The sequence below is a fragment of the Pseudomonas sp. TUM25319 genome, assembly GCF_056388475.1.
The window spans coordinates 6,818,156-6,836,733 of record NZ_CM150751.1 but is presented as its reverse complement, the minus strand read 5'-3'; the positions used below and the strand labels follow the sequence as shown (position 1 = coordinate 6,836,733).

At 65.2% G+C, this 18,578-nt stretch carries 17 protein-coding genes; 11 read left to right on the top strand and 6 right to left on the bottom strand.

Features of this window, described 5'->3' with window-relative positions:
• Positions 1-3: 3 nt before the first annotated feature.
• The gene (locus tag AC05QJ_RS30990; RefSeq protein ID WP_476744965.1) at positions 4-321 is read right to left on the bottom strand and encodes a cell division protein ZapA; all 318 of its coding nucleotides are present in this window, start codon (positions 319-321) and stop codon (positions 4-6) included.
• A complete protein-coding gene (locus AC05QJ_RS30985) occupies positions 318-527 on the bottom strand; it encodes a TIGR02449 family protein (RefSeq protein WP_476744963.1) in 210 nt (69 codons plus the stop codon). Before AC05QJ_RS30985 ends, AC05QJ_RS30990 begins: the two co-directional genes overlap by 4 nt.
• Before the next feature lie 159 nt (positions 528-686).
• Between AC05QJ_RS30985 and AC05QJ_RS30980 the strand changes: the two genes are divergently transcribed.
• From AC05QJ_RS30980 to gcvP, 9 genes are all read left to right on the top strand, one after another.
• On the top strand, positions 687-1,241 hold the full coding sequence (locus AC05QJ_RS30980) for a YecA/YgfB family protein (protein ID WP_476744962.1): 555 nt from the start codon (positions 687-689) through the stop codon (positions 1,239-1,241).
• Between the two features lie 19 nt (positions 1,242-1,260).
• On the top strand, positions 1,261-2,601 hold the full coding sequence (gene pepP / locus AC05QJ_RS30975) for a Xaa-Pro aminopeptidase (RefSeq protein WP_476744961.1): 1,341 nt from the start codon (positions 1,261-1,263) through the stop codon (positions 2,599-2,601).
• Positions 2,598-3,797: a 2-octaprenyl-6-methoxyphenyl hydroxylase gene (gene ubiH / locus AC05QJ_RS30970; protein ID WP_476744960.1), complete on the top strand. Its 1,200-nt coding sequence runs from the start codon at positions 2,598-2,600 to the stop codon at positions 3,795-3,797. The genes pepP and ubiH overlap by 4 nt, the downstream gene beginning before the upstream one ends.
• A gap of 41 nt (positions 3,798-3,838) precedes the next feature.
• The gene (locus tag AC05QJ_RS30965; RefSeq protein ID WP_476748044.1) at positions 3,839-5,056 is read left to right on the top strand and encodes a 2-octaprenyl-3-methyl-6-methoxy-1,4-benzoquinol hydroxylase; all 1,218 of its coding nucleotides are present in this window, start codon (positions 3,839-3,841) and stop codon (positions 5,054-5,056) included.
• A gap of 116 nt (positions 5,057-5,172) precedes the next feature.
• Positions 5,173-6,174, top strand: a complete 1,002-nt coding sequence (locus AC05QJ_RS30960) for an extracellular solute-binding protein (protein WP_476744959.1) — start codon at positions 5,173-5,175, stop codon at positions 6,172-6,174.
• 276 nt (positions 6,175-6,450) lie between these two features.
• Positions 6,451-8,073, top strand: a complete 1,623-nt coding sequence (locus tag AC05QJ_RS30955) for an ABC transporter permease (RefSeq protein ID WP_476744958.1) — start codon at positions 6,451-6,453, stop codon at positions 8,071-8,073.
• Between the two features lie 119 nt (positions 8,074-8,192).
• Positions 8,193-9,275 carry a glycine cleavage system aminomethyltransferase GcvT gene (gene gcvT / locus AC05QJ_RS30950; RefSeq protein WP_476744957.1) on the top strand — a complete coding sequence of 361 codons (1,083 nt, stop codon included), beginning with the start codon at positions 8,193-8,195 and terminating at the stop codon, positions 9,273-9,275.
• 46 nt (positions 9,276-9,321) lie between these two features.
• Positions 9,322-9,705, top strand: coding sequence for a glycine cleavage system protein GcvH (gene gcvH, locus AC05QJ_RS30945; RefSeq protein ID WP_476744956.1), 384 nt, complete (start codon positions 9,322-9,324; stop codon positions 9,703-9,705).
• Positions 9,706-9,802: 97 nt separating this feature from the next.
• Positions 9,803-12,673, top strand: a complete 2,871-nt coding sequence (gene gcvP / locus AC05QJ_RS30940) for an aminomethyl-transferring glycine dehydrogenase (protein WP_476744955.1) — start codon at positions 9,803-9,805, stop codon at positions 12,671-12,673.
• 38 nt (positions 12,674-12,711) lie between these two features.
• Here the strand turns inward: gcvP and AC05QJ_RS30935 are convergent, their stop codons facing one another.
• The 3 genes from AC05QJ_RS30935 to AC05QJ_RS30925 form a co-directional block, all read right to left on the bottom strand.
• Complete coding sequence (locus AC05QJ_RS30935) at positions 12,712-13,029, bottom strand: DUF2388 domain-containing protein (RefSeq protein WP_476744954.1); 318 nt, start codon at positions 13,027-13,029, stop codon at positions 12,712-12,714.
• Positions 13,030-13,147: 118 nt separating this feature from the next.
• On the bottom strand, positions 13,148-14,824 hold the full coding sequence (locus AC05QJ_RS30930) for a GspE/PulE family protein (protein ID WP_476744953.1): 1,677 nt from the start codon (positions 14,822-14,824) through the stop codon (positions 13,148-13,150).
• A 64-nt stretch (positions 14,825-14,888) separates the two neighbouring features.
• On the bottom strand, positions 14,889-15,245 hold the full coding sequence (locus AC05QJ_RS30925; protein WP_476744952.1) for a hypothetical protein: 357 nt from the start codon (positions 15,243-15,245) through the stop codon (positions 14,889-14,891).
• A 126-nt stretch (positions 15,246-15,371) separates the two neighbouring features.
• Here AC05QJ_RS30925 and AC05QJ_RS30920 point away from each other — a divergent pair, with 126 nt between their 5' ends.
• The gene (locus AC05QJ_RS30920; RefSeq protein WP_476744951.1) at positions 15,372-15,842 is read left to right on the top strand and encodes an Lrp/AsnC family transcriptional regulator; all 471 of its coding nucleotides are present in this window, start codon (positions 15,372-15,374) and stop codon (positions 15,840-15,842) included.
• A gap of 45 nt (positions 15,843-15,887) precedes the next feature.
• On the opposite strand, the gene AC05QJ_RS30915 is transcribed toward AC05QJ_RS30920, so the two are convergent.
• A complete protein-coding gene (locus AC05QJ_RS30915) occupies positions 15,888-17,258 on the bottom strand; it encodes a CYTH domain-containing protein (protein WP_476744950.1) in 1,371 nt (456 codons plus the stop codon).
• Between the two features lie 119 nt (positions 17,259-17,377).
• On the opposite strand from AC05QJ_RS30915, the gene argE reads away from it, so the two are divergent.
• Complete coding sequence (gene argE, locus AC05QJ_RS30910) at positions 17,378-18,535, top strand: acetylornithine deacetylase (RefSeq protein WP_476744949.1); 1,158 nt, start codon at positions 17,378-17,380, stop codon at positions 18,533-18,535.
• The last annotated feature ends 43 nt before the right edge of the window (positions 18,536-18,578 follow it).

Genomic DNA, 18,578 nt, shown 5'->3' with positions numbered 1-18,578 from the left:
AACTCAGTTGGCTTTTGTATCCGCGTCGTCGGCCAGGGCCTGGTCGACGCGATCGAGCAACTCGCGGACCTGCTCACGGGTGGCGCCGCCGCTCTGGGCGTCCGGGCGCTCCTGGTTGTGCAGCAGGTCGTGGGTGATGTTCAGTGCGGCCATTACGGCGATGCGGTCGGCGCCGATCACTTTGCCGCTGCTGCGGATCTCACGCATCTTGCCGTCGAGGTAGCGCGCTGCGCTGATCAGGTTGCTGCGCTCTTCCGGCGGGCAGATGATCGAATACTCTTTGTCGAGGATCTGCACGGTGACGCTGTTGGTTGAACTCATGAGTCTTGCTCCAGGGCCTTGAGCCGCGAAATCATCGATTCGACTTTCTGTCGCGCGATTTCGTTTTTTTCGATGAGGTGAGCGCGCTCCTCGCGCCAGGACTTTTCCTGCCCGGATAGGAGTGCGTTTTGCCGTTTTAGTTGCTCGACCCGCTCAATCAGCAGTTCGAGCCGGCTCTTCAGCGTTTGCAGCTCGTTTTCTTGCATTGCTCGCCACCCGATTCGGTCTGACTGTGACTGCTTGACTACTTGAGCCCGATGCGCCGCACGCGCCGCAAATGCCGCGTCGATGGTCTTGGCGCGCCTGCCGGTGCTAGGATACAAGGCCTTCATTCTAGTCATTGCGCCGTCTGGCGCCTAGTTGCCATGTCCAATACCCAATCGCCGTACACCGCTTTCGCCACCCTGCTCAACAGCAACGGTCACCCCGTTTCTCCCGCCGAATTGCACGGCCTGCTGCTGGGTCGCAGTTGCGCCGGTGCCGGGTTCGACGCCGACGCCTGGCTCGCCGACGCCGCCAACGTTCTGGAAACCGAGCCGGTAGACAACGTTCGCAATGCTTTGATCGGCCTGCAGGAAATGGTCAAGGGTGAACTGACCGGCGAAGACATCACCATCGTCCTGCTGCTGCCGGGCGACGACCAGTCGCTGACCGAGCGCGCCGGTGCGCTGGGCCAGTGGTGCCAGGGCTTCCTGACCGGTTTCGGCCTGAACTCCGGTGGCCTGGACCTGAGCGACGAGGCCAGGGAAGTACTGCAAGACCTTACCGCTATTTCGCAAGTCCAGGACGCCCTGGAAGAATCCGAAGACGGCGAAAGCGACTATATGGAAGTGATGGAGTACCTGCGCGTTGCGCCGCTGCTGCTCTACACGGAGCTGGCCAAGCCGGTCGCCACCGCTGCCAAACCTTCCTTGCACTGAGGCCGAACAGGGGTTCCCCGTGGCAACCACCCATATCCCGAAAGCGGAATACGCCCGGCGCCGCAAGGCGCTGATGGCGCAGATGGAACCCAACAGCATCGCCATCCTGCCGGCGGCCGCGGTGGCCATCCGCAACCGCGACGTCGAGCATGTCTATCGCCAGGACAGCGACTTCCAGTACCTCAGCGGCTTCCCCGAGCCCGAAGCGGTGATCGCCCTGATTCCCGGACGCGAGCACGGCGAGTACGTGCTGTTCTGCCGCGAACGCAACCCCGAGCGTGAGCAATGGGATGGCCTGCGCGCCGGCCAGGACGGTGCGGTCCGTGACTTCGGTGCCGACGACGCGTTCCCCATCAGCGATATCGACGACATCCTTCCCGGCCTGATCGAAGGCCGCGACCGGGTCTACTCGGCCATGGGCAGCAACCCTGAATTCGACCGTCGGCTGATGGAGTGGATCAACGTGATCCGCTCCAAGGCGCGTCTGGGGGCATCGCCGCCGAACGAATTCGTTGCCCTGGATCATCTGCTGCACGACATGCGCCTGTATAAATCAGCGGCGGAAGTGAAGGTCATGCGCGAGGCCGCGGAGATTTCCGCCCGTGCCCATGTGCGGGCCATGCAGGCCTGCCGTGCCGGCCTTCACGAGTACAGCCTGGAAGCCGAGCTGGACTACGAGTTCCGCAAGGGCGGGGCGAAGATGCCGGCCTACGGGTCGATCGTCGCCGCCGGGCGCAACGGCTGCATCCTGCATTACCAGCAGAACGACGCACCGTTGAAAGACGGCGACCTGGTGCTGATCGATGCCGGTTGCGAGATCGACTGCTACGCCAGCGACATCACCCGCACCTTCCCGGTCAGCGGGCAGTTCTCGGCGGAGCAGAAAGCGATCTACGAACTGGTGCTCAAGGCGCAGGAAGCGGCTTTTGCCGTCATCGCGCCGGGCAAGCACTGGAACCACGCCCACGAGGCCACGGTGCAAGTGATCACCGAAGGCCTGGTGGAGCTGGGGCTGCTCAAGGGCGAGGTCAGCGAACTGATCGAAAGCGAGGCCTACCGGGCCTTCTACATGCACCGCGCCGGACACTGGCTGGGCATGGATGTACATGATGTCGGCGAGTACAAGGTCGGCGGTCAATGGCGCGTGCTCGAACCGGGCATGGCCCTGACGGTCGAACCGGGTATCTACATTGGCGCCGACAACCCGAACGTCGCGAAGAAATGGCGCGGCATTGGCGTACGGATCGAGGACGACGTAGTGGTCACCAGACAAGGTTGTGAAATCCTCACCAGCGGCGTGCCGAAGACGGTCGCCGAGATCGAGGCCCTGATGGCCGCCGCGAGAAGCCAGGCCGCATGAGCCGGGTCAATCTGGCAATCATCGGTGGCGGCCTGGTGGGCGCCAGCCTGGCGTTGGCCCTGCAGGCCGGCGCTCGCGCCCGCGGCTGGAAGATCCTGCTGATCGAGCCCTTCGCCCCCGGCGACAGCTATCAGCCCAGCTACGACGCACGTTCCTCCGCGCTGTCGTTCGGCACCCGGCAGATCTACGAGCGCCTCGGTATGTGGCAGGCCATCAGTCGCCGCGCCGAGCCGATCCGGCAGATTCAGGTCTCCGACCGTGGCCGCTTCGGTGCGACCCGGCTCGATGCGCTGGAAGAAGGCGTTCCGGCCCTGGGCTATGTGGTGGAAAACGCCTGGCTCGGTCAGTGCCTGTGGCAGGGCCTCGATGCCGACGTGGTGAGCTGGCGCTGTCCGGCGGAAGTGACCGCGATGCAGCCACTGGGCGACGGTTACCGCCTGTCCCTCAACGACGACACGGTACTGGACTGCGATCTGGCCGTACTCGCCGATGGCGGTCGTTCGGGCCTGCGCGAGCAGTTGGGCATCCACGTCAGCCAGCGCCCGTACCACCAGAGCGCGCTGATCGCCAATATCACTCCGAGCGAGGCCCACTGCGGCCAGGCCTTCGAACGCTTCACCGACGAAGGCCCGATGGCCCTGCTGCCGCTGCCGGAAAACCGCTGTGCGCTGGTCTGGACCCGTGCCGGGATGGACGCCAGGCGGCTTGCCGAGCTGGATGAGCGCAGCTTCCTCGCCGAACTTCAAAGTGTCTTCGGCTATCGCCTCGGCGCCTTGCGCCAGGTTGGCGCAAGGCACCTGTACCCGCTGTCGCTGGTGGAAGCCCAGGAACAGGTCCGCCCACACCTGGTGGTGCTGGGCAACGCCGCCCACAGCCTGCATCCGATTGCCGGGCAGGGCTTCAACCTGTCGCTGCGCGACGTGCAGTCGCTGGCTGACGGCCTGCTGGCCGGGCCGCAGGTGCCGGGCGACTTCGCGACGCTGCGGGTCTATCGCGAACGCCAGCGCCTCGACCAGGACCTCACCGTCGGTTTCTCCGACAAGGTCACCCGCCTGTTCGGCACCGCGCAGCCGTTGATCGCCACCGGCCGCAACCTCGGCCTGCTCGGTCTCGACCTGTTGCCGCCGGCCAAGCGCTGGTTCGCCCGCCAGGCCATGGGCCTCGGCACCCGCCCTGATCTCCAGGGCAAGGCATGACCCCTCTTTTCTCTTACGCGGAACAGGCTTGAAGCATGGACATGCGCGCGGATCTGTTGATTGTCGGTGCCGGTATGGTCGGCAGCGCCCTGGCACTGGCCTTGCAGCACAGTGGCCTGGAAATCCTCCTGCTGGATGGCAGCCCGATGTCGGTGCAGCGCTTCGATGGCGATGCGCCGTTCGAACCCCGGGTCAGCGCCCTGTCGGCGGCCAGCCAGCGTATCCTTGACCGGCTCGGTGCCTGGCAGGGCATTGCCGAACGGCGTGTCAGCCCCTACTCGGACATGCATGTCTGGGACGGTAGCGGCACCGGGCAGATCCATTTCTCCGCCGCCAGTGTGCACGCCGAGGTGCTTGGCCATATCGTCGAGAACCGCGTGGTGCAGGACGGCCTGCTGGACCGTCTGCACGATAGCGAGATCGGTCTGTTGGCCAACGCCCGGCTCGAGCGCATGCGCCGCTCCGGCGACGAGTGGCTGCTGACCCTGGCCGATGGCCGTCACCTGCGGGCGCCGCTGGTGATCGCCGCCGACGGCGCCAACTCGGCGGTGCGCCGCCTGACCGGCTGCGAAACCCGCGAATGGGATTACCTGCATCATGCGATCGTCACCAGCGTGCGCTGCGCCGAGCCGCATCAGGGGACGGCGTGGCAGCGCTTCACCGACGAAGGGCCGCTGGCGTTCCTGCCGCTGCTGCGCGATGGCAGGCAGGACTGGTGTTCGATCGTCTGGTCCACCACGCCAGAGCAGGCCGAGAAACTCATGGAGCTGCCTGAAGAGGCGTTCCTGGCTGCGCTGGAGCGAGCCTTCGAAGGTCGTCTCGGCAAGGTGCTTCAGGCCGATCCGCGGCTCTGCGTACCCTTGCGTCAGCGCCATGCCAAGCGCTACGTGGCCGAAGGTCTGGCACTGATCGGCGATGCGGCCCATACCATCCACCCGCTGGCGGGGCAGGGCGTCAACCTGGGCTTCCTGGATGCCGCCGTCCTGGCCGAAGAACTGCAACGGGCCTACGAGCGCGGCGAGCGCCTGGCCGACGTGAAGGTTCTGAGCCGCTTCGAGCGCCGGCGCATGCCTCACAACCTGGCGCTGATGGCGGCCATGGAAGGTTTCGAGCGTCTGTTCCAGGCCGATCCGTTGCCTTTGCGCTGGCTGCGCAACAGCGGTCTGAAGTGGGTCGAGCAGATGCCCGAAGCCAAGGCGTTGTTCGTGCGTCAGGCGCTGGGCCTGAGTGGTGATCTGCCGGAGCTGGCGAAGCTCTGACGCTGGCCGAATCGCCCGCAACATCTGGTAACGCCTCGGCGGGTCGTTCGGTTTGTGATGCCAAATGACATTAACTACCATTTGCGCCTCATTTGACTTCCCGAGGAGCGCTACCGATGTCGCCACGCAAGCACTTACTGGCTGCCCTGACTCTCACCCTGTTCAGCGGCGTTGCCCAGGCGGCGGACGAGGTGGTGGTGTATTCCTCGCGCATCGATGAGCTGATCAAACCGGTGTTCGACGCCTACACCGCCAAGACCGGCGTGAAGATCAAGTTCATCACCGACAAGGAAGCGCCGCTGATGCAGCGCATCAAGGCCGAGGGCGAGAACGGCGTGGCCGACCTGCTGCTGACCGTCGACGCCGGCAACCTCTGGCAGGCCGAGCAGATGGGTATCCTGCAGCCCATCAAGTCGCCGGTGATCGATGCCAACATTCCGCCGCAGTACCGCGCGTCTTCCCATGACTGGACCGGCCTGAGCCTGCGGGCGCGGACCATCGTCTACTCCACCGACCGGGTCAAGCCCGAAGAGCTGAGCACCTACGAGGCGCTGGCCGACAAGCAATGGGAAGGCCGCCTGTGCCTGCGCACGGCGAAGAAGGTCTACAACCAGTCGCTGACCGCCACCATGATCGAAACCCATGGCGCCGAGAAGACCGAAGCGTTGGTCAAGGGCTGGGTCAACAACCTGTCCACCGACGTGTTCTCCGACGACAACGCGGTAATCCATGCCATCGCCGCCGGCCAGTGCGACGTCGGCATCGTCAACACCTACTACTACGGCCGCCTGCACCAGCAAGACCCGAAACTGCCGGTCAAGCTGTTCTGGCCCAACCAGGGCGACCGTGGCGTTCACGTCAATCTCTCGGGCATCGGCCTGACCAGGCACGCCCCGCATCCGGAAGCGGCCAAGGCGCTGGTCGAATGGATGACCGGCGAGGAAGCGCAGAAGATGTTCGCCGGTATCAACCAGGAATTCCCGGCCAACCCGAAAGTCGCGCCATCCGAGGAAGTAGCGGCCTGGGGCAGCTTCAAGGCCGACAGCCTGCCGGTGGAAGTGGCCGGCAAGCGTCAGGCTGAAGCGATTCGCTTGATGGATCGCGCTGGCTGGAACTGAGTTTCAAGCCTTATCCTTGCGGCACCTCTGAGGGCCTCATCGCTGCCTGGGTGTCTACACCGCTTGCGATCTTGTGGGAGCGGATTCATCCGCGAAGGGCCGCGACGCGGCCCCAAACCGGTATCCCGGGTGTCTCAGCCAGACCGGGGATTCAGGCTTTACGACGGCTTCGCCGCCGTTCCGGTGAATCCGCTCCCACCGGATCGTAGTAGCCTGACGCTCTGCGCTTGCCAGCGATGAGGCCGTCAAAACACTCTATTCCCCGAGATCTGACCCGTGTCCCGCCCCGCCCAACGCCGCTGGTATCCCCTGGTTTTCGCCATCGCCGCGCTGGTGATGCTGCCGCTGAGCGTGCTGCTGCTGTCGTGGCAGAGCGTCGATGTGCAGATCTGGTCGCACCTGCTCGACACCCAGATGAACCGTTTGCTGGGCAACACGGCGACGCTGGTGCTCGGCGTGGGTATCGGCGTCACCCTGTTGGGGGTGAGTCTGGCCTGGCTCACCAGCCTCTGCGAGTTTCCCGGCCGGCGCTGGCTGGACTGGGCCTTGATGCTGCCGTTCGCGATTCCCGCCTACGTGCTGGCTTTCGTGTTCGTCGGCCTGCTGGACTTCTCCGGCCCGGTGCAGACCCTGCTGCGTGAGTGGTTCGGGCCGATGCGCCTGCCGCGAGTGCGCTCCACCGGCGGGGTGATCATTGTCCTGGTGCTGGTGTTCTACCCCTACGTCTACCTGCTGGCGCGCACGGCCTTCCTGGCTCAGGGCAAGGGCCTGATGGAAGCGGCACGGGTGCTGGGCCAGTCGCCACTGCAGGCGTTCTGGCGGGTGGGCCTGCCCATGGCGCGGCCGGCGATTCTGGCGGGCGTCGCGCTGGCCTTGATGGAGACCCTGGCCGACTTCGGCGCGGTCTCGGTGTTCAACTTCGACACCTTTACCACGGCCATCTACAAGACCTGGTACGGCTTCTTCAGCCTTCCCAGCGCCGCGCAACTGGCCAGCCTGCTGTTGCTGGTGGTGATGCTGGTGCTGTACGGCGAGCGGCGTGCCCGTGGCGCGGTGCGGGCCAGCAACGAGCGCCCGCGAGGCAAGGCGCTCTATCACCTGCGCGGGATCAAGGCACTGGCGGCCAGCGGCTGGTGCCTGCTGGTGTTCGCCTGCGCCTTCGTGGTACCGGTGTTGCAACTGCTGGCGTGGTTCTGGCAGCGCGGCCGCTTCGATCTGGACGAGCGCTATGCCGCGCTGATCCTGCACACCCTCTACCTCGGCGGCATGGCGGCACTGATCACAGTCAGCGCGGCCATGCTGCTGGCGTTCGCCCGGCGTCAGTCCTCGGCGCCCGGCATTCGCGCCGGGGTCAGCCTGGCCAATCTCGGCTACGCCTTGCCCGGCTCGGTGCTGGCGGTATCGATCATGCTGGCATTCAGTTACCTGGACCGTGAACTGGTGATACCGCTGTCCGGCTGGTTGGGCGGCGCTGGCAAGCCGCTGTTGCTGGGTAGCGTGTCGGCGCTGCTGTTGGCGTACCTGGTGCGTTTCATCGCTGTGGCCTACGGCCCGCTGGAAAACAGCCTGGGTCGCATCCGTCCGTCGTTGCCAGAGGCGGGGCGCAGCCTCGGTGCCAGTGGCCCGCGATTGTTTTTCAAAGTGTATTTCCCGCTGCTGGTCCCCGGCGCCCTTAGCGCCGCCTTGCTGGTGTTCGTCGATGTGCTCAAGGAAATGCCGGCGACCTTGCTGATGCGCCCGTTCGGCTGGGACACGCTGGCGGTGCGGATCTTCGAGATGACCAGCGAGGGCGAGTGGGCGCGGGCTTCGCTGCCGGCCCTGACGCTGGTGCTGGTGGGGCTGTTGCCGGTCATCGGGCTGATACGGCGTTCGGCGCGGCACCCCGGTCAAAGCCACTGAGGATGTAACCCGGTCGCCTTGCGGATACAATGCGCGGCATTCGCTGCGGCCGGTCACTGGCCGGGTAGCAGGAACGCTGCCTTCAGTCGCAGCTTCGCCACGCCCGGAAGGAGAAACCCATGGGACAGCGTACGCCTCTGTATGACCTGCACCTGGCGCTTGGCGCCAAGATGGTCGATTTTGGCGGTTGGGATATGCCCCTGCATTACGGCTCTCAGGTCGAGGAGCACCATCAGGTGCGCCGCGACTGTGGAGTCTTCGACGTGTCGCACATGACGGTGATCGACATCAATGGTGCCGACGCCACCGAATGGCTGCGCCACCTGCTGGCCAACGATGTCGCCCGTCTGGGCGAAACCGGCAAGGCCCTGTACAGCACGCTTCTGAACGATGACGGTGGAGTCATCGACGATCTGATCGTCTACCGCACCGACGACGGCTATCGCCTGGTGGTCAATGCCGCGACCCGCGACAAGGACCTGGCCTGGCTCGAAGCACACAAGAGCGGGTTCGAGGTACAGTTCCGCGAGCGTCCCGAACTGGCGATCCTCGCCATTCAGGGGCCGCATGCGCGGGAGAAGGTGGCAGAGCTGCTGAGCGCGGCCCGCGCCGAACTGATCCGCGAGCTCAAGCCGTTCGAAGGTCGCTTCGAGGGTGACTGGTTCATTGCCCGCACCGGCTACACCGGTGAGGACGGTCTGGAGATCATCCTGCCTGCGCTGCAGGCGCCGGCGTTCTACAACGACCTGGTCGGCGCCGGCATCGCTCCGAGCGGTCTGGGGGCACGCGACACCCTGCGTCTCGAGGCCGGCATGAACCTGTACGGCAACGACATCGACGAAACGCACTCGCCGTTGACCTCGAACCTGGCCTGGAGCATCGCCTGGGAGCCGCAGGACCGCGATTTCGTGGGCAGAAAGGCACTCGAGGCCGAGCAAGCGCGCGGTATTTCATTGAAACTGGTGGGCCTGGTGCTCGAAGAGCGCGGCGTCCTGCGTGCCCACCAGGTGGTTCGTGTAGCGGAAATTGGCGAAGGTGAGATTACCAGTGGTAGTTTCTCTCCTACGCTGAGCAAGGCGATTGCACTGGCGCGCCTTCCAATGGCGACTGCCGACCGTGCCGAGGTGGAGATCCGCGGCAAGTGGTACCCGGTGCGGGTGGTCAAGCCGACGTTCGTGCGCCACGGCAAGATCCTGATCTGAATTCATTCCGGCGGGCCGACCGCTGACCTGTTGAGGAAAAACAACTATGAGCAATGTTCCCGCCGACCTGCGTTTTGCCGAAAGCCATGAATGGGCACGGCTGGAGGCCGATGGTACCGTGACCGTCGGTATCAGTGACCATGCCCAGGAAGCCCTGGGTGACGTGGTATTCGTCGAACTGGCGGAAGTGGGCAAGGTCTTCGCCGCGGGCGATGCAGCGGGCGTTGTGGAATCGGTCAAGGCCGCCTCCGACATCTACGCCCCGGTGGGCGGCGAAGTGATCGCCGTCAACGAAGAGCTGGCCGACAACCCGGAGCTGCTCAACGAAGAGCCCTACGAATCGTGGATCTTCAAGCTGAAGCCGTCCAACCCGTCCGAACTGGACAAGCTGCTGGACGCCGCAGGCTACAAGGCTGCCATCGGCGAGTAATCGCGATAGCAGTTTTTCCCACGCAATCGGCGATCCCTTCCTAGACTCTATAAGCCCCGAGCTGACTCGGGGCTTGGTCCAGGAAGAGAGAGCCGTTATGTCGTTGCCATCCCTCAGCCAACTGCAAGACCTCAATCCTTTTCTGCGTCGCCACCTCGGCCCCGACGCCGCCGAACAGCAAGCCATGCTCGACGCCCTGGGTGTCGCCAGTCGTGCCGAGCTGATCGAGCAGACCGTACCGCCCGGTATTCGCCTCAACCGCCCCCTCGACCTGCCGCCGGCGCTGGATGAACAGGCCGCCCTGGCCCGGTTGCGCGAGTACGCCGAGCAGAACCAGTTGTGGACCAGCCTCATCGGCATGGGCTACCACGGCACCCGCACGCCCACGGTCATCTTGCGCAATGTGCTGGAGAATCCTGGCTGGTATACCGCCTACACGCCGTATCAGCCGGAGATCGCCCAAGGCCGGCTGGAAGCCTTGTTGAACTATCAACAAATGGTCATCGACCTCACCGGCCTGGACCTGGCCAATGCTTCGCTGCTGGACGAAGCCACCGCCGCAGGCGAAGCCATGGCCCTGGCCAAGCGGGTGGCCAAATCCCGCAGCAACCGTTTCTTCGCCGATGAGCATTGCCATCCGCAGACCCTCTCGGTGCTCCAGACCCGTGCTGAAGGCTTTGGCTTCGAGCTGATCGTCGACTCGCTGGACAACCTTGACCAGTACGAAGTCTTCGGCGCCCTGCTGCAATACCCCAATACCCATGGCGGCGTGCACGATCTGCGTCCGACCATCCGGCATCTGCATAGCCAGCAGGCGATCGCCTGCGTCGCCGCCGACCTGCTGAGCCTGGTGCTGTTGTCGCCGCCGGGAGAGAAAGGCGCCGACGTGGTGCTCGGCTCCACCCAGCGCTTTGGCGTGCCCATGGGCTATGGTGGCCCGCACGCGGCGTATTTCGCCTGTCGCGACGACTTCAAGCGGGCCATGCCCGGGCGCATCATCGGCGTGTCCAAGGATGCCCGTGGCAGTCTGGCGCTGCGCATGGCCCTGCAGACCCGTGAGCAACACATCCGCCGCGAGAAGGCCAACTCGAATATCTGCACCGCCCAGGTGCTGCTGGCCAATATCGCCGGGTTCTACGCGGTCTACCACGGCCCGCAGGGGCTGAGGCGGATTGCCCAGCGGGTGCACCGGCTCACCGTGATCCTCGCCGCTGGCCTTGAGCGCGGGGGGATCAAGCGCCTCAACCGGCACTTCTTCGACACCCTCACCCTGGAGGTGGGCGGTACTCAGACCGCGATCATCCAGAGTGCCGAAGCGGCGCAGATCAACCTGCGCATCCTCGGCCGCGGACACCTGGGCGTGAGCCTGGACGAGACCTGCGACGAGAGCACCGTACTGCGCCTGTTCGACATTTTCCTCGGTGCCGATCACGGCCTGCGGGTCGACGACCTGGACCGTGAGGAACTGCCCGCCGGCATCCCCGAGTCGCTGCTGCGTCAGTCGGATTTCCTGACCCACCCGGTGTTCAACCTGCATCACAGCGAAACCGAGATGCTGCGTTACCTCAAGCAGCTGGAGAACAAGGACCTGGCGCTCAACCAGTCGATGATCCCGCTGGGCTCCTGCACCATGAAGCTAAACGCCAGCAGCGAGATGATCCCCATCACCTGGCCGGGCTTCGCCGACCTGCACCCGTTCGCGCCGGTAACCCAGGCAACGGGCTACAAGGCGATGATCGACGAGCTGGAGCGCTGGCTGTGCGCGATCACCGGCTTCGACGCCATCTGCATGCAGCCCAACTCCGGCGCCCAGGGCGAGTACGCCGGGCTGCTGGCGATCGCCAAGTACCACCGCAGCCGCCAGCAGGGCCAGCGCGACATCTGCCTGATCCCTGCTTCGGCCCACGGCACCAACCCGGCATCGGCGCAGATGGCCGGCATGCAGGTGGTAATCGTGGCCTGTGACAGCGCCGGCAACGTCGATCTGGAAGACCTCAAGACCCGGGCGGCGGAGGCCGGCGAGCGGTTGTCCTGCCTGATGGCGACCTATCCCTCGACCCACGGAGTATACGAAGAGGGTATCAGCGAGATCTGCGAGGTCATCCACCGCCATGGCGGCCAGGTCTACATGGACGGCGCCAACCTCAACGCCCAGGTCGGTCTGGCACGGCCCGCCGATATCGGTGCCGACGTGTCGCACATGAACCTGCACAAGACCTTCTGCATCCCCCACGGGGGCGGCGGGCCGGGCATGGGGCCGATCGGCGTCAAGGCGCACCTGGCGCCCTTCGTCGCCAGCCACCCGGTGATCCCGGTGCCCGGGCCTGACCCGCAGAACAGCGCGGTCAGCGCGGCGCCCTGGGGCAGTGCGAGCATCCTGCCGATCAGTTGGATGTACATCGCCATGATGGGGCCGCAACTGGCCGACGCCAGCGAGGTGGCGATCCTGTCGGCCAACTACCTGGCACAGCGCCTGGGCGGAGCCTTCCCGGTGCTCTACCGCGGGCGCAACGAACGGGTAGCCCACGAATGCATCCTCGACCTGCGCCCGCTCAAGGCCCTGACCGGCATCACCGAGGAGGATGTCGCCAAACGCCTGATGGACTATGGCTTCCATGCGCCGACCATGTCGTTCCCGGTGCCGGGCACCCTGATGGTAGAACCCACCGAAAGCGAACCGAAGGCTGAGCTGGACCGTTTCGTCGAAGCGATGCTGAGCATCCGCGCGGAAATCTCCGAGGTGCAGAACGGCAACTGGCCGGCCGAGGACAACCCGCTCAAGCGGGCGCCGCACACCCTCGCCGACGTGCTTGGCGCGTGGGAGCGGCCCTACAGCATCGAACAGGGCGTAGCGCCCACGGCGCACACCCGGGCGCACAAATACTGGCCGGCGGTGAACCGCGTGGACAACGTCTACGGCGATCGCAACCTGTTCTGCGCCTGCGTGCCGGTGGAGGACTATCGCTGAGGGGAGAAGGGCGACCGGCTCGGGTCGCCCTTGGGGGCTTACTCGGTGATCGCGCTGTTGCGCGCCAGGATGGCGTTCGCCAGTTCCATATCGGTGGCGTTCAGGCTCGGGTTTTCTGCGCGTGCCTGGCGCATGGCGGCTTCCAGGAACGGACCTCGGATCACGCCTTCGCTGGCGACGAAACTGCCGGCGTCATCCTGGGCGGCGGCCACCAGCTTGTGGTCGCGGGACGTCAGGTACGTCGAGGCGGTGGTCGCGCCCGAGGAAATCACGTTGCGCCAGAAGGTGTCGGCCATGGCGGAGGCCGAGGCGAGGGTCAGCAGGGTAAGGGAGGCGATGGCAAGAGGGCGACGCATGGGTGTGGCTCCAGGTTTTTTGGGGGCGCCGTGAGGGCCTCATCGCTGGCAAGCCAGCGATGAGGCCCTCGAAAGCACCGTGCTTGGACAGTTGCCAAAGGACTAGTTCCTGATGGCACTATGCCGAAACCCGCTCCACCTCGATCATCGTGGTTACGCCCGCTGCGACCTTGCGCAACCCATTCTCCCGCAGATCGCGCATGCCCTCGGCCCTTGCCCGCTGGCGCAGCGCCTGAAGGTCGCAATTTCCGTCGATCAGCGTCTTGAGCCCGGCGCTTATCGTCATTACCTCATACAGGCCGGTACGTCCCTGGTAGCCCGTCTGCCGACACTCCTTGCAGCCGGTGGCACTGGCCTGGCCCGGTGTCTTGCAGGCGCTGCACAGTGTCCGTGCCAGCCGCTGGGCCACGACACCTGCCAGGGTCGCCTTGATCAGGTAGTGCGCCACCCCCAGTTCCAGCAACCGGCCGATGGCACCGCAGGCGTCGTTGGTGTGCAGGGTCGAGAGCACCAGGTGGCCGGTCAGGGCGGCCTGGATGGCCACCTGTGCGGTTTCCAGGTCGCGGATCTCGCCGATCATGATGATGTCCGGGTCCTGGCGAAGCAGGGCGCGCACACCATTGGCAAAACCGAGGTCGATGCCCGGCTGGATCTGGGTCTGGTTGAACGCCGGTTCGATCATCTCGATGGGGTCTTCCAGGGTGCAGACGTTGACCTTCGGCGTCGCCAGTTGCTTGAGGGCACTGTAGAGGGTGCTGGTCTTGCCCGAGCCGGTCGGGCCGGTCACCAGGATGATGCCGTTGGGCTGCTGCAGCATCGCCTGCCAGCGGGCCAGCTCATCGCCGTCCAGTCCGAGGCTCTGGAAGTCCTGGTCGAGCAGGTGCGGATCGAAGATACGGATCACCAGTTTCTCGCCGAAGGTGGTCGGCAAGGTCGAGAGGCGCAGCTCTATTTCGTCGCCACCCAGGGTGCGGGTCTTGATCCGGCCGTCCTGGGGGCGGCGCTTTTCCGCGACGTTCATGCGCCCCAGGGTTTTCAGGCGGCTGGTGATGGCCAGTGTGACAGCGGGCGGGAAGGCGTAGGTGTCGTGCAGCACACCATCGATGCGCAGCCGCAGCCGGCCTTGCTCGCGACGGGGTTCGAGATGGATGTCGCTGGCGCGCTGCTCGAACGCGTATTGCAGCAACCAGTCGACGATGCTGACGATGTGCGCGTCATCGGCTTCGGGTGAGCCGTCGCCCAGTTCCAGCAGTTGTTCCAGATTGCTCCCGCTGGTTGCCGGCATGTCCAGGTGGCTGGCGCCATGGACCGAATGGGCCAGGCGGAAGAAGTCCTCGCTGAGCTGACGAATCCGCGTCGGGCTGGCGATCACCCGCCGGACCGGGCGCTTGAGCACTTGCGCCAGGTCTGCCTCCCAGCCGCGCACATAGGGTTCGGCGCTGGCTACGGTGACGCTGTCGCGATCCTGGGCCACCGCCAGAATGCCGTGGCGGCGGGCGAAGGCAGCGGACATCAATCCCGTCATCCCCGCCAGATCGATATCCAGCGGATCGAGGCGCAACCAGGGCTGGCCCGCTTGCTGCGCCAGCCAATGGCCCAGGGTTTCCAGGTCCAGCACCTGGCCGGGGCGACCCAGGTCGTCCAGGCGCTGGCTGGCGAGGTATTCGAGGGGGTGGCCGTCGTGCGGCACGTTGCGCAGGCGTTGGCAGGCCGCCGGGGCGATACGCTGTTGGGCGAGCAGGTCGTCGAGCAGGCTGGGCAGGTTCAGCCTGCGGTCGGATTCGGGCAGGGGCATGGCGACATCCTTGTGCCGGGTTGAGGGCCAGGCAAGGCTAGTCGCCGCATTGGCGCGGACGCGCTCAGAACAATTGCCGGGTATTTCCCCGCGGGGCTTCGGTCAACAGGGCGGTGTGCAGGGCAACCTCGCAGACGCAGATCAGGTTGCGCATTTTTTGTTCGATGAGTTGCGCCCGGTGCCAGCTGAGGCCATCGATGGTGAGGTCGAGGTGCAGCAGGTCGGCCTGCTGGCGCATGTTGACTTCGTGGGGCATCAGGCACTGCAGGGCGAACAAGTTCAGCACGCGGCACAGGCTGTCGGATTCGGCTTCGATTTGCAGTTGATAGTGGTAGCGGGTCTTGTTGTTTTCGCTGATGACGCTGCCGGAATGGCCCAATTGCGTGGCTGAGAAGTGGTCGGGCCGTTCAAGTGCAGTCATGGGAATTCTCCTAAAACAATGGAGGAATCTTTACACGACGACCGAGAGATTATTTACCTATCATTGGCCGGAATGAATGTTTTTCGAATTGTTCAATTCGCTGATAAGGGTAATGGAGAAATAGTCATGCAAAGCGAGCTGGACGCCTACGACCGCCGCATCCTGGCCCTGCTGCAAGAGGACGCTTCGCTGTCCAGTGCACAGATCGCCGAGCGGGTGGGCTTGTCGCAATCGCCGTGCTGGCGGCGGATTCAACGGCTGAAGGAAGAGGGCGTGATTCGAGCGCAGGTGACGCTGCTGGATCGCAAGAAGATCGGCCTGAACACGCAGATTTTCGCCGAGGTGAAGCTCAACGCCCACGGTCGCTCCAACTTCGCCGAGTTCACCGAGGCGATCCGCGGCTTTCCGGAAGTGCTGGAGTGTTATGTGCTGATGGGCAACGTGGACTTTCTGTTGCGTATCGTCACCCCGGATATCGAGGCCTACGAGCGCTTCTTCTTCGAGAAGCTGTCGATGGTGCCGGGAATTCAGGAGGTCAACTCGACGGTGGCGCTGTCGGAGATCAAGTCCACCACCAGTCTGCCTGTCGTGCGTTGAGGGCTGTCGCGGACGGGCCCTGGCGCCCGTCCGCGATACGCAGGCTTACTTGCGCGCCAGTTGTTTCCAGGCCCGGCACTGGGACACGGCGAAGGCCTGTTGCACGCGGGCATCCAGTACTTCGTCGCTGATCGGCAGGTTGGCCAGGTGGTGCAGCTTGGTCAGCTCGCCGTAGAGACGGTCCAGCTCCGGCACTTCGACCAGTACGCTGCGGGCATGATGCAGCCAGGCCAGCAGGCGCTCGATACGCGGCAGTTGCTCGGCGAGGTCTTCCGGCTGCTGCTGGTACAGCGGCAATTGCAGGGCCTTGGCTTCATCGCCCAGTTCCACGGTCAGCCAGTTGGCCAGTTGCGCCGCGCCCTGGCGTTCGCCGCGCTTGTTGCGCTCGGCGGTCCAGCCACGGGCCAGCAGCCAGCGCGAGGTCTCCAGGGAGAACTGGCCCCAGCGGGTATCCAGCAGTTCGTCGTCGAACTGCTCCGGCGCGGCGCGGCGTACGTCTTCGTCGTCGTTGCCGGCCAGCACCAGGGTGCGCCAGTCTTCCAGCAGGGCGTCGAGGCTGTTGCGCAGGGCGCGGGTGGTCGCACGCGGCGCGGCCTGGCCGAGGCTACTGGCCAGGGCACGCAGTTCGGCCAGGCACTGTACCCAGTCCTGCAGCAGGCGCCAGTGGCCGGTGTGGCGGTATTGCTCGGCCAGGCGCTGGCTGCTGCCGAGCAGTTGCCAGGCGATGGCGGCGAAGGCGTCGTCCAGCGACATTTCCGCGTTCACTTCAGCAGCAGGCAGGTCGACCTGGTAGCTGGCCGGGTCGAGCAGGCGGTAACCGCGCTCGGCCTTGCTGATGTCGCAAGGGAACAGCGGCAGCGTGGCAGACAGCTCGGCGGCCAGCTCCAGTAGCGCTTCGGGATCGCCTTCGCGCAGTTCCAGCTCCAGCTCGCAGATTTCTTCCTTCTGCTTGCCGGCGCTGACGGTACCGAGGTCCAGCGCGGCTTCGATCACGACCTTGGACTTGCCGCGGCCCCAGGCGATATCGGCGAACTCGCGGACGAAATCGGTGGTGAACAGTGGCTTGATGGTTTTCTTGTCCAGCTCGGCCAGTTGCGCGGGCCAGCACTGGTCGTCGAGCTTTTTCAGGTCGAGCTTGGCCTTGGGCAGTTCCCATTGGAACTCGTTGCGCTCGGACAGGCCGGCAACGCTCTGGCCGCGGGTCTTGAGGGTCTGGATCACCACGTCGCCGTCACGGCGCAGGCGCAGGGCGACCTTGGCGGCGGACAAATCGCGCTCCGGGGTGTCGAAGTACTGGTTCAGCAGTTCGCGCTGCTGCCAGCCGGACTTGTTGCGCTTCTTCAGCAATGGGTGCTCGCGCAGGGCAGCGAGGGTCTCGCGGCTGATCCGCAGTTTGATTTCGGTTTCTTTGTTCATTGCTGGGTAACCAGAAGGGCGGGACGTCGTGGTCGTGCAGTGTACAGGACTCGACCGTCCACGGTTTATTCGAGGTGGCCGATGGCCCTATGATGGGGCTCGTTTCCAGGAGAACGCGCATGCCGCTGCCATCGCTCAAGGACCAGTTCGCCGCGTTGATCGCGGCACCTTCGGTCAGTTGTACCCAACCGGATCTGGACCAGTCCAATCGCGCGGTGATCGATCTGCTCGCCGGCTGGCTCGGCGACCTGGGCTTCAACTGTGAGATCCAGCAGGTCACGCCGGGCAAGTTCAACCTGCTCGCCAGCTTCGGCAGCGGCCCCGGCGGCCTGGTGCTGGCCGGCCACAGCGACACTGTGCCCTATGATCCACAGCTGTGGAAAACCGACCCGCTGAAGCTCACCGAAGTCGGCGACCGCTGGGTCGGCCTGGGCGTGTGCGACATGAAGGGCTTCTTCCCGCTGATCATCGAGGCGGTCAGGCCGCTGCTCGACCAGCCGTTCAAGCAGCCGTTGCTGATCCTGGCGACCTGCGACGAGGAAAGCTCGATGTCCGGCGCCCGCGCCCTGGCTGACGCCGGGCGGCCGCTGGGCCGCGCCGCGGTGATCGGCGAGCCGACCGGGCTCAAGCCGATCCGTCTGCACAAAGGCGTGATGATGGAGCGCATCGACATCCTCGGGCGCAGTGGCCATTCGTCGGATCCGTCCCTCGGCCACAGCGCCATGGAGGCCATGCACGAGGTGATGGGCGCGCTGATGGACCTGCGCCGGCAATGGCAGCGCGAATACAACAATGCGCAGTTCAGCGTGCCGCAGCCGACGATGAACTTCGGCTGCATCCACGGCGGCGACAACCCCAACCGGATCTGCGGGCAGTGCGCCCTGGAGTTCGACCTGCGGCCGCTGCCGGGCATGGACCCGCAGGTGCTGCGTGCGGCGATTCGCGGCAAGCTGGCGCCACTGGCCGAGCAGCATCAGGTGACGATCGACTACGCGCCGCTGTTTCCCGAGGTGCCGCCGTTCGAGCAGAGCGCCGATGCGGAACTGGTGCAAGTGGCCGAACGTCTTACCGGTCATGCGGCCCAGGCAGTAGCCTTCGGCACCGAAGCGCCTTATCTTCAGCGCCTGGGTTGCGAGACGCTGGTGCTTGGTCCCGGTGATATCGCCTGCGCCCACCAGCCCGGTGAATATCTTGAAATGTCACGTCTGGACCCTACAGTGCGTCTGTTGCGTGAACTGATCCACCATTACTGCCTCAGCCCGGCCATCGCCCGCTGAGCCATTCCGCTTTCAGAAGGAGACTGCGTGTGACGCCTTGCCT

Coding starts and splice junctions, on each gene's coding strand:
- AC05QJ_RS30990 (WP_476744965.1), bottom strand. CDS start 321: ATGAGTTCAACCAACAGCGTCACCGTGCAGATCCTCGACAAAGAGTAT.
- AC05QJ_RS30985 (WP_476744963.1), bottom strand. CDS start 527: ATGCAAGAAAACGAGCTGCAAACGCTGAAGAGCCGGCTCGAACTGCTG.
- AC05QJ_RS30980 (WP_476744962.1), top strand. CDS start 687: ATGTCCAATACCCAATCGCCGTACACCGCTTTCGCCACCCTGCTCAAC.
- ubiH (WP_476744960.1), top strand. CDS start 2,598: ATGAGCCGGGTCAATCTGGCAATCATCGGTGGCGGCCTGGTGGGCGCC.
- AC05QJ_RS30965 (WP_476748044.1), top strand. CDS start 3,839: ATGCGCGCGGATCTGTTGATTGTCGGTGCCGGTATGGTCGGCAGCGCC.
- AC05QJ_RS30960 (WP_476744959.1), top strand. CDS start 5,173: ATGTCGCCACGCAAGCACTTACTGGCTGCCCTGACTCTCACCCTGTTC.
- gcvT (WP_476744957.1), top strand. CDS start 8,193: ATGGGACAGCGTACGCCTCTGTATGACCTGCACCTGGCGCTTGGCGCC.
- gcvH (WP_476744956.1), top strand. CDS start 9,322: ATGAGCAATGTTCCCGCCGACCTGCGTTTTGCCGAAAGCCATGAATGG.
- gcvP (WP_476744955.1), top strand. CDS start 9,803: ATGTCGTTGCCATCCCTCAGCCAACTGCAAGACCTCAATCCTTTTCTG.
- AC05QJ_RS30935 (WP_476744954.1), bottom strand. CDS start 13,029: ATGCGTCGCCCTCTTGCCATCGCCTCCCTTACCCTGCTGACCCTCGCC.
- AC05QJ_RS30930 (WP_476744953.1), bottom strand. CDS start 14,824: ATGCCCCTGCCCGAATCCGACCGCAGGCTGAACCTGCCCAGCCTGCTC.
- AC05QJ_RS30925 (WP_476744952.1), bottom strand. CDS start 15,245: ATGACTGCACTTGAACGGCCCGACCACTTCTCAGCCACGCAATTGGGC.
- AC05QJ_RS30920 (WP_476744951.1), top strand. CDS start 15,372: ATGCAAAGCGAGCTGGACGCCTACGACCGCCGCATCCTGGCCCTGCTG.
- AC05QJ_RS30915 (WP_476744950.1), bottom strand. CDS start 17,258: ATGAACAAAGAAACCGAAATCAAACTGCGGATCAGCCGCGAGACCCTC.
- argE (WP_476744949.1), top strand. CDS start 17,378: ATGCCGCTGCCATCGCTCAAGGACCAGTTCGCCGCGTTGATCGCGGCA.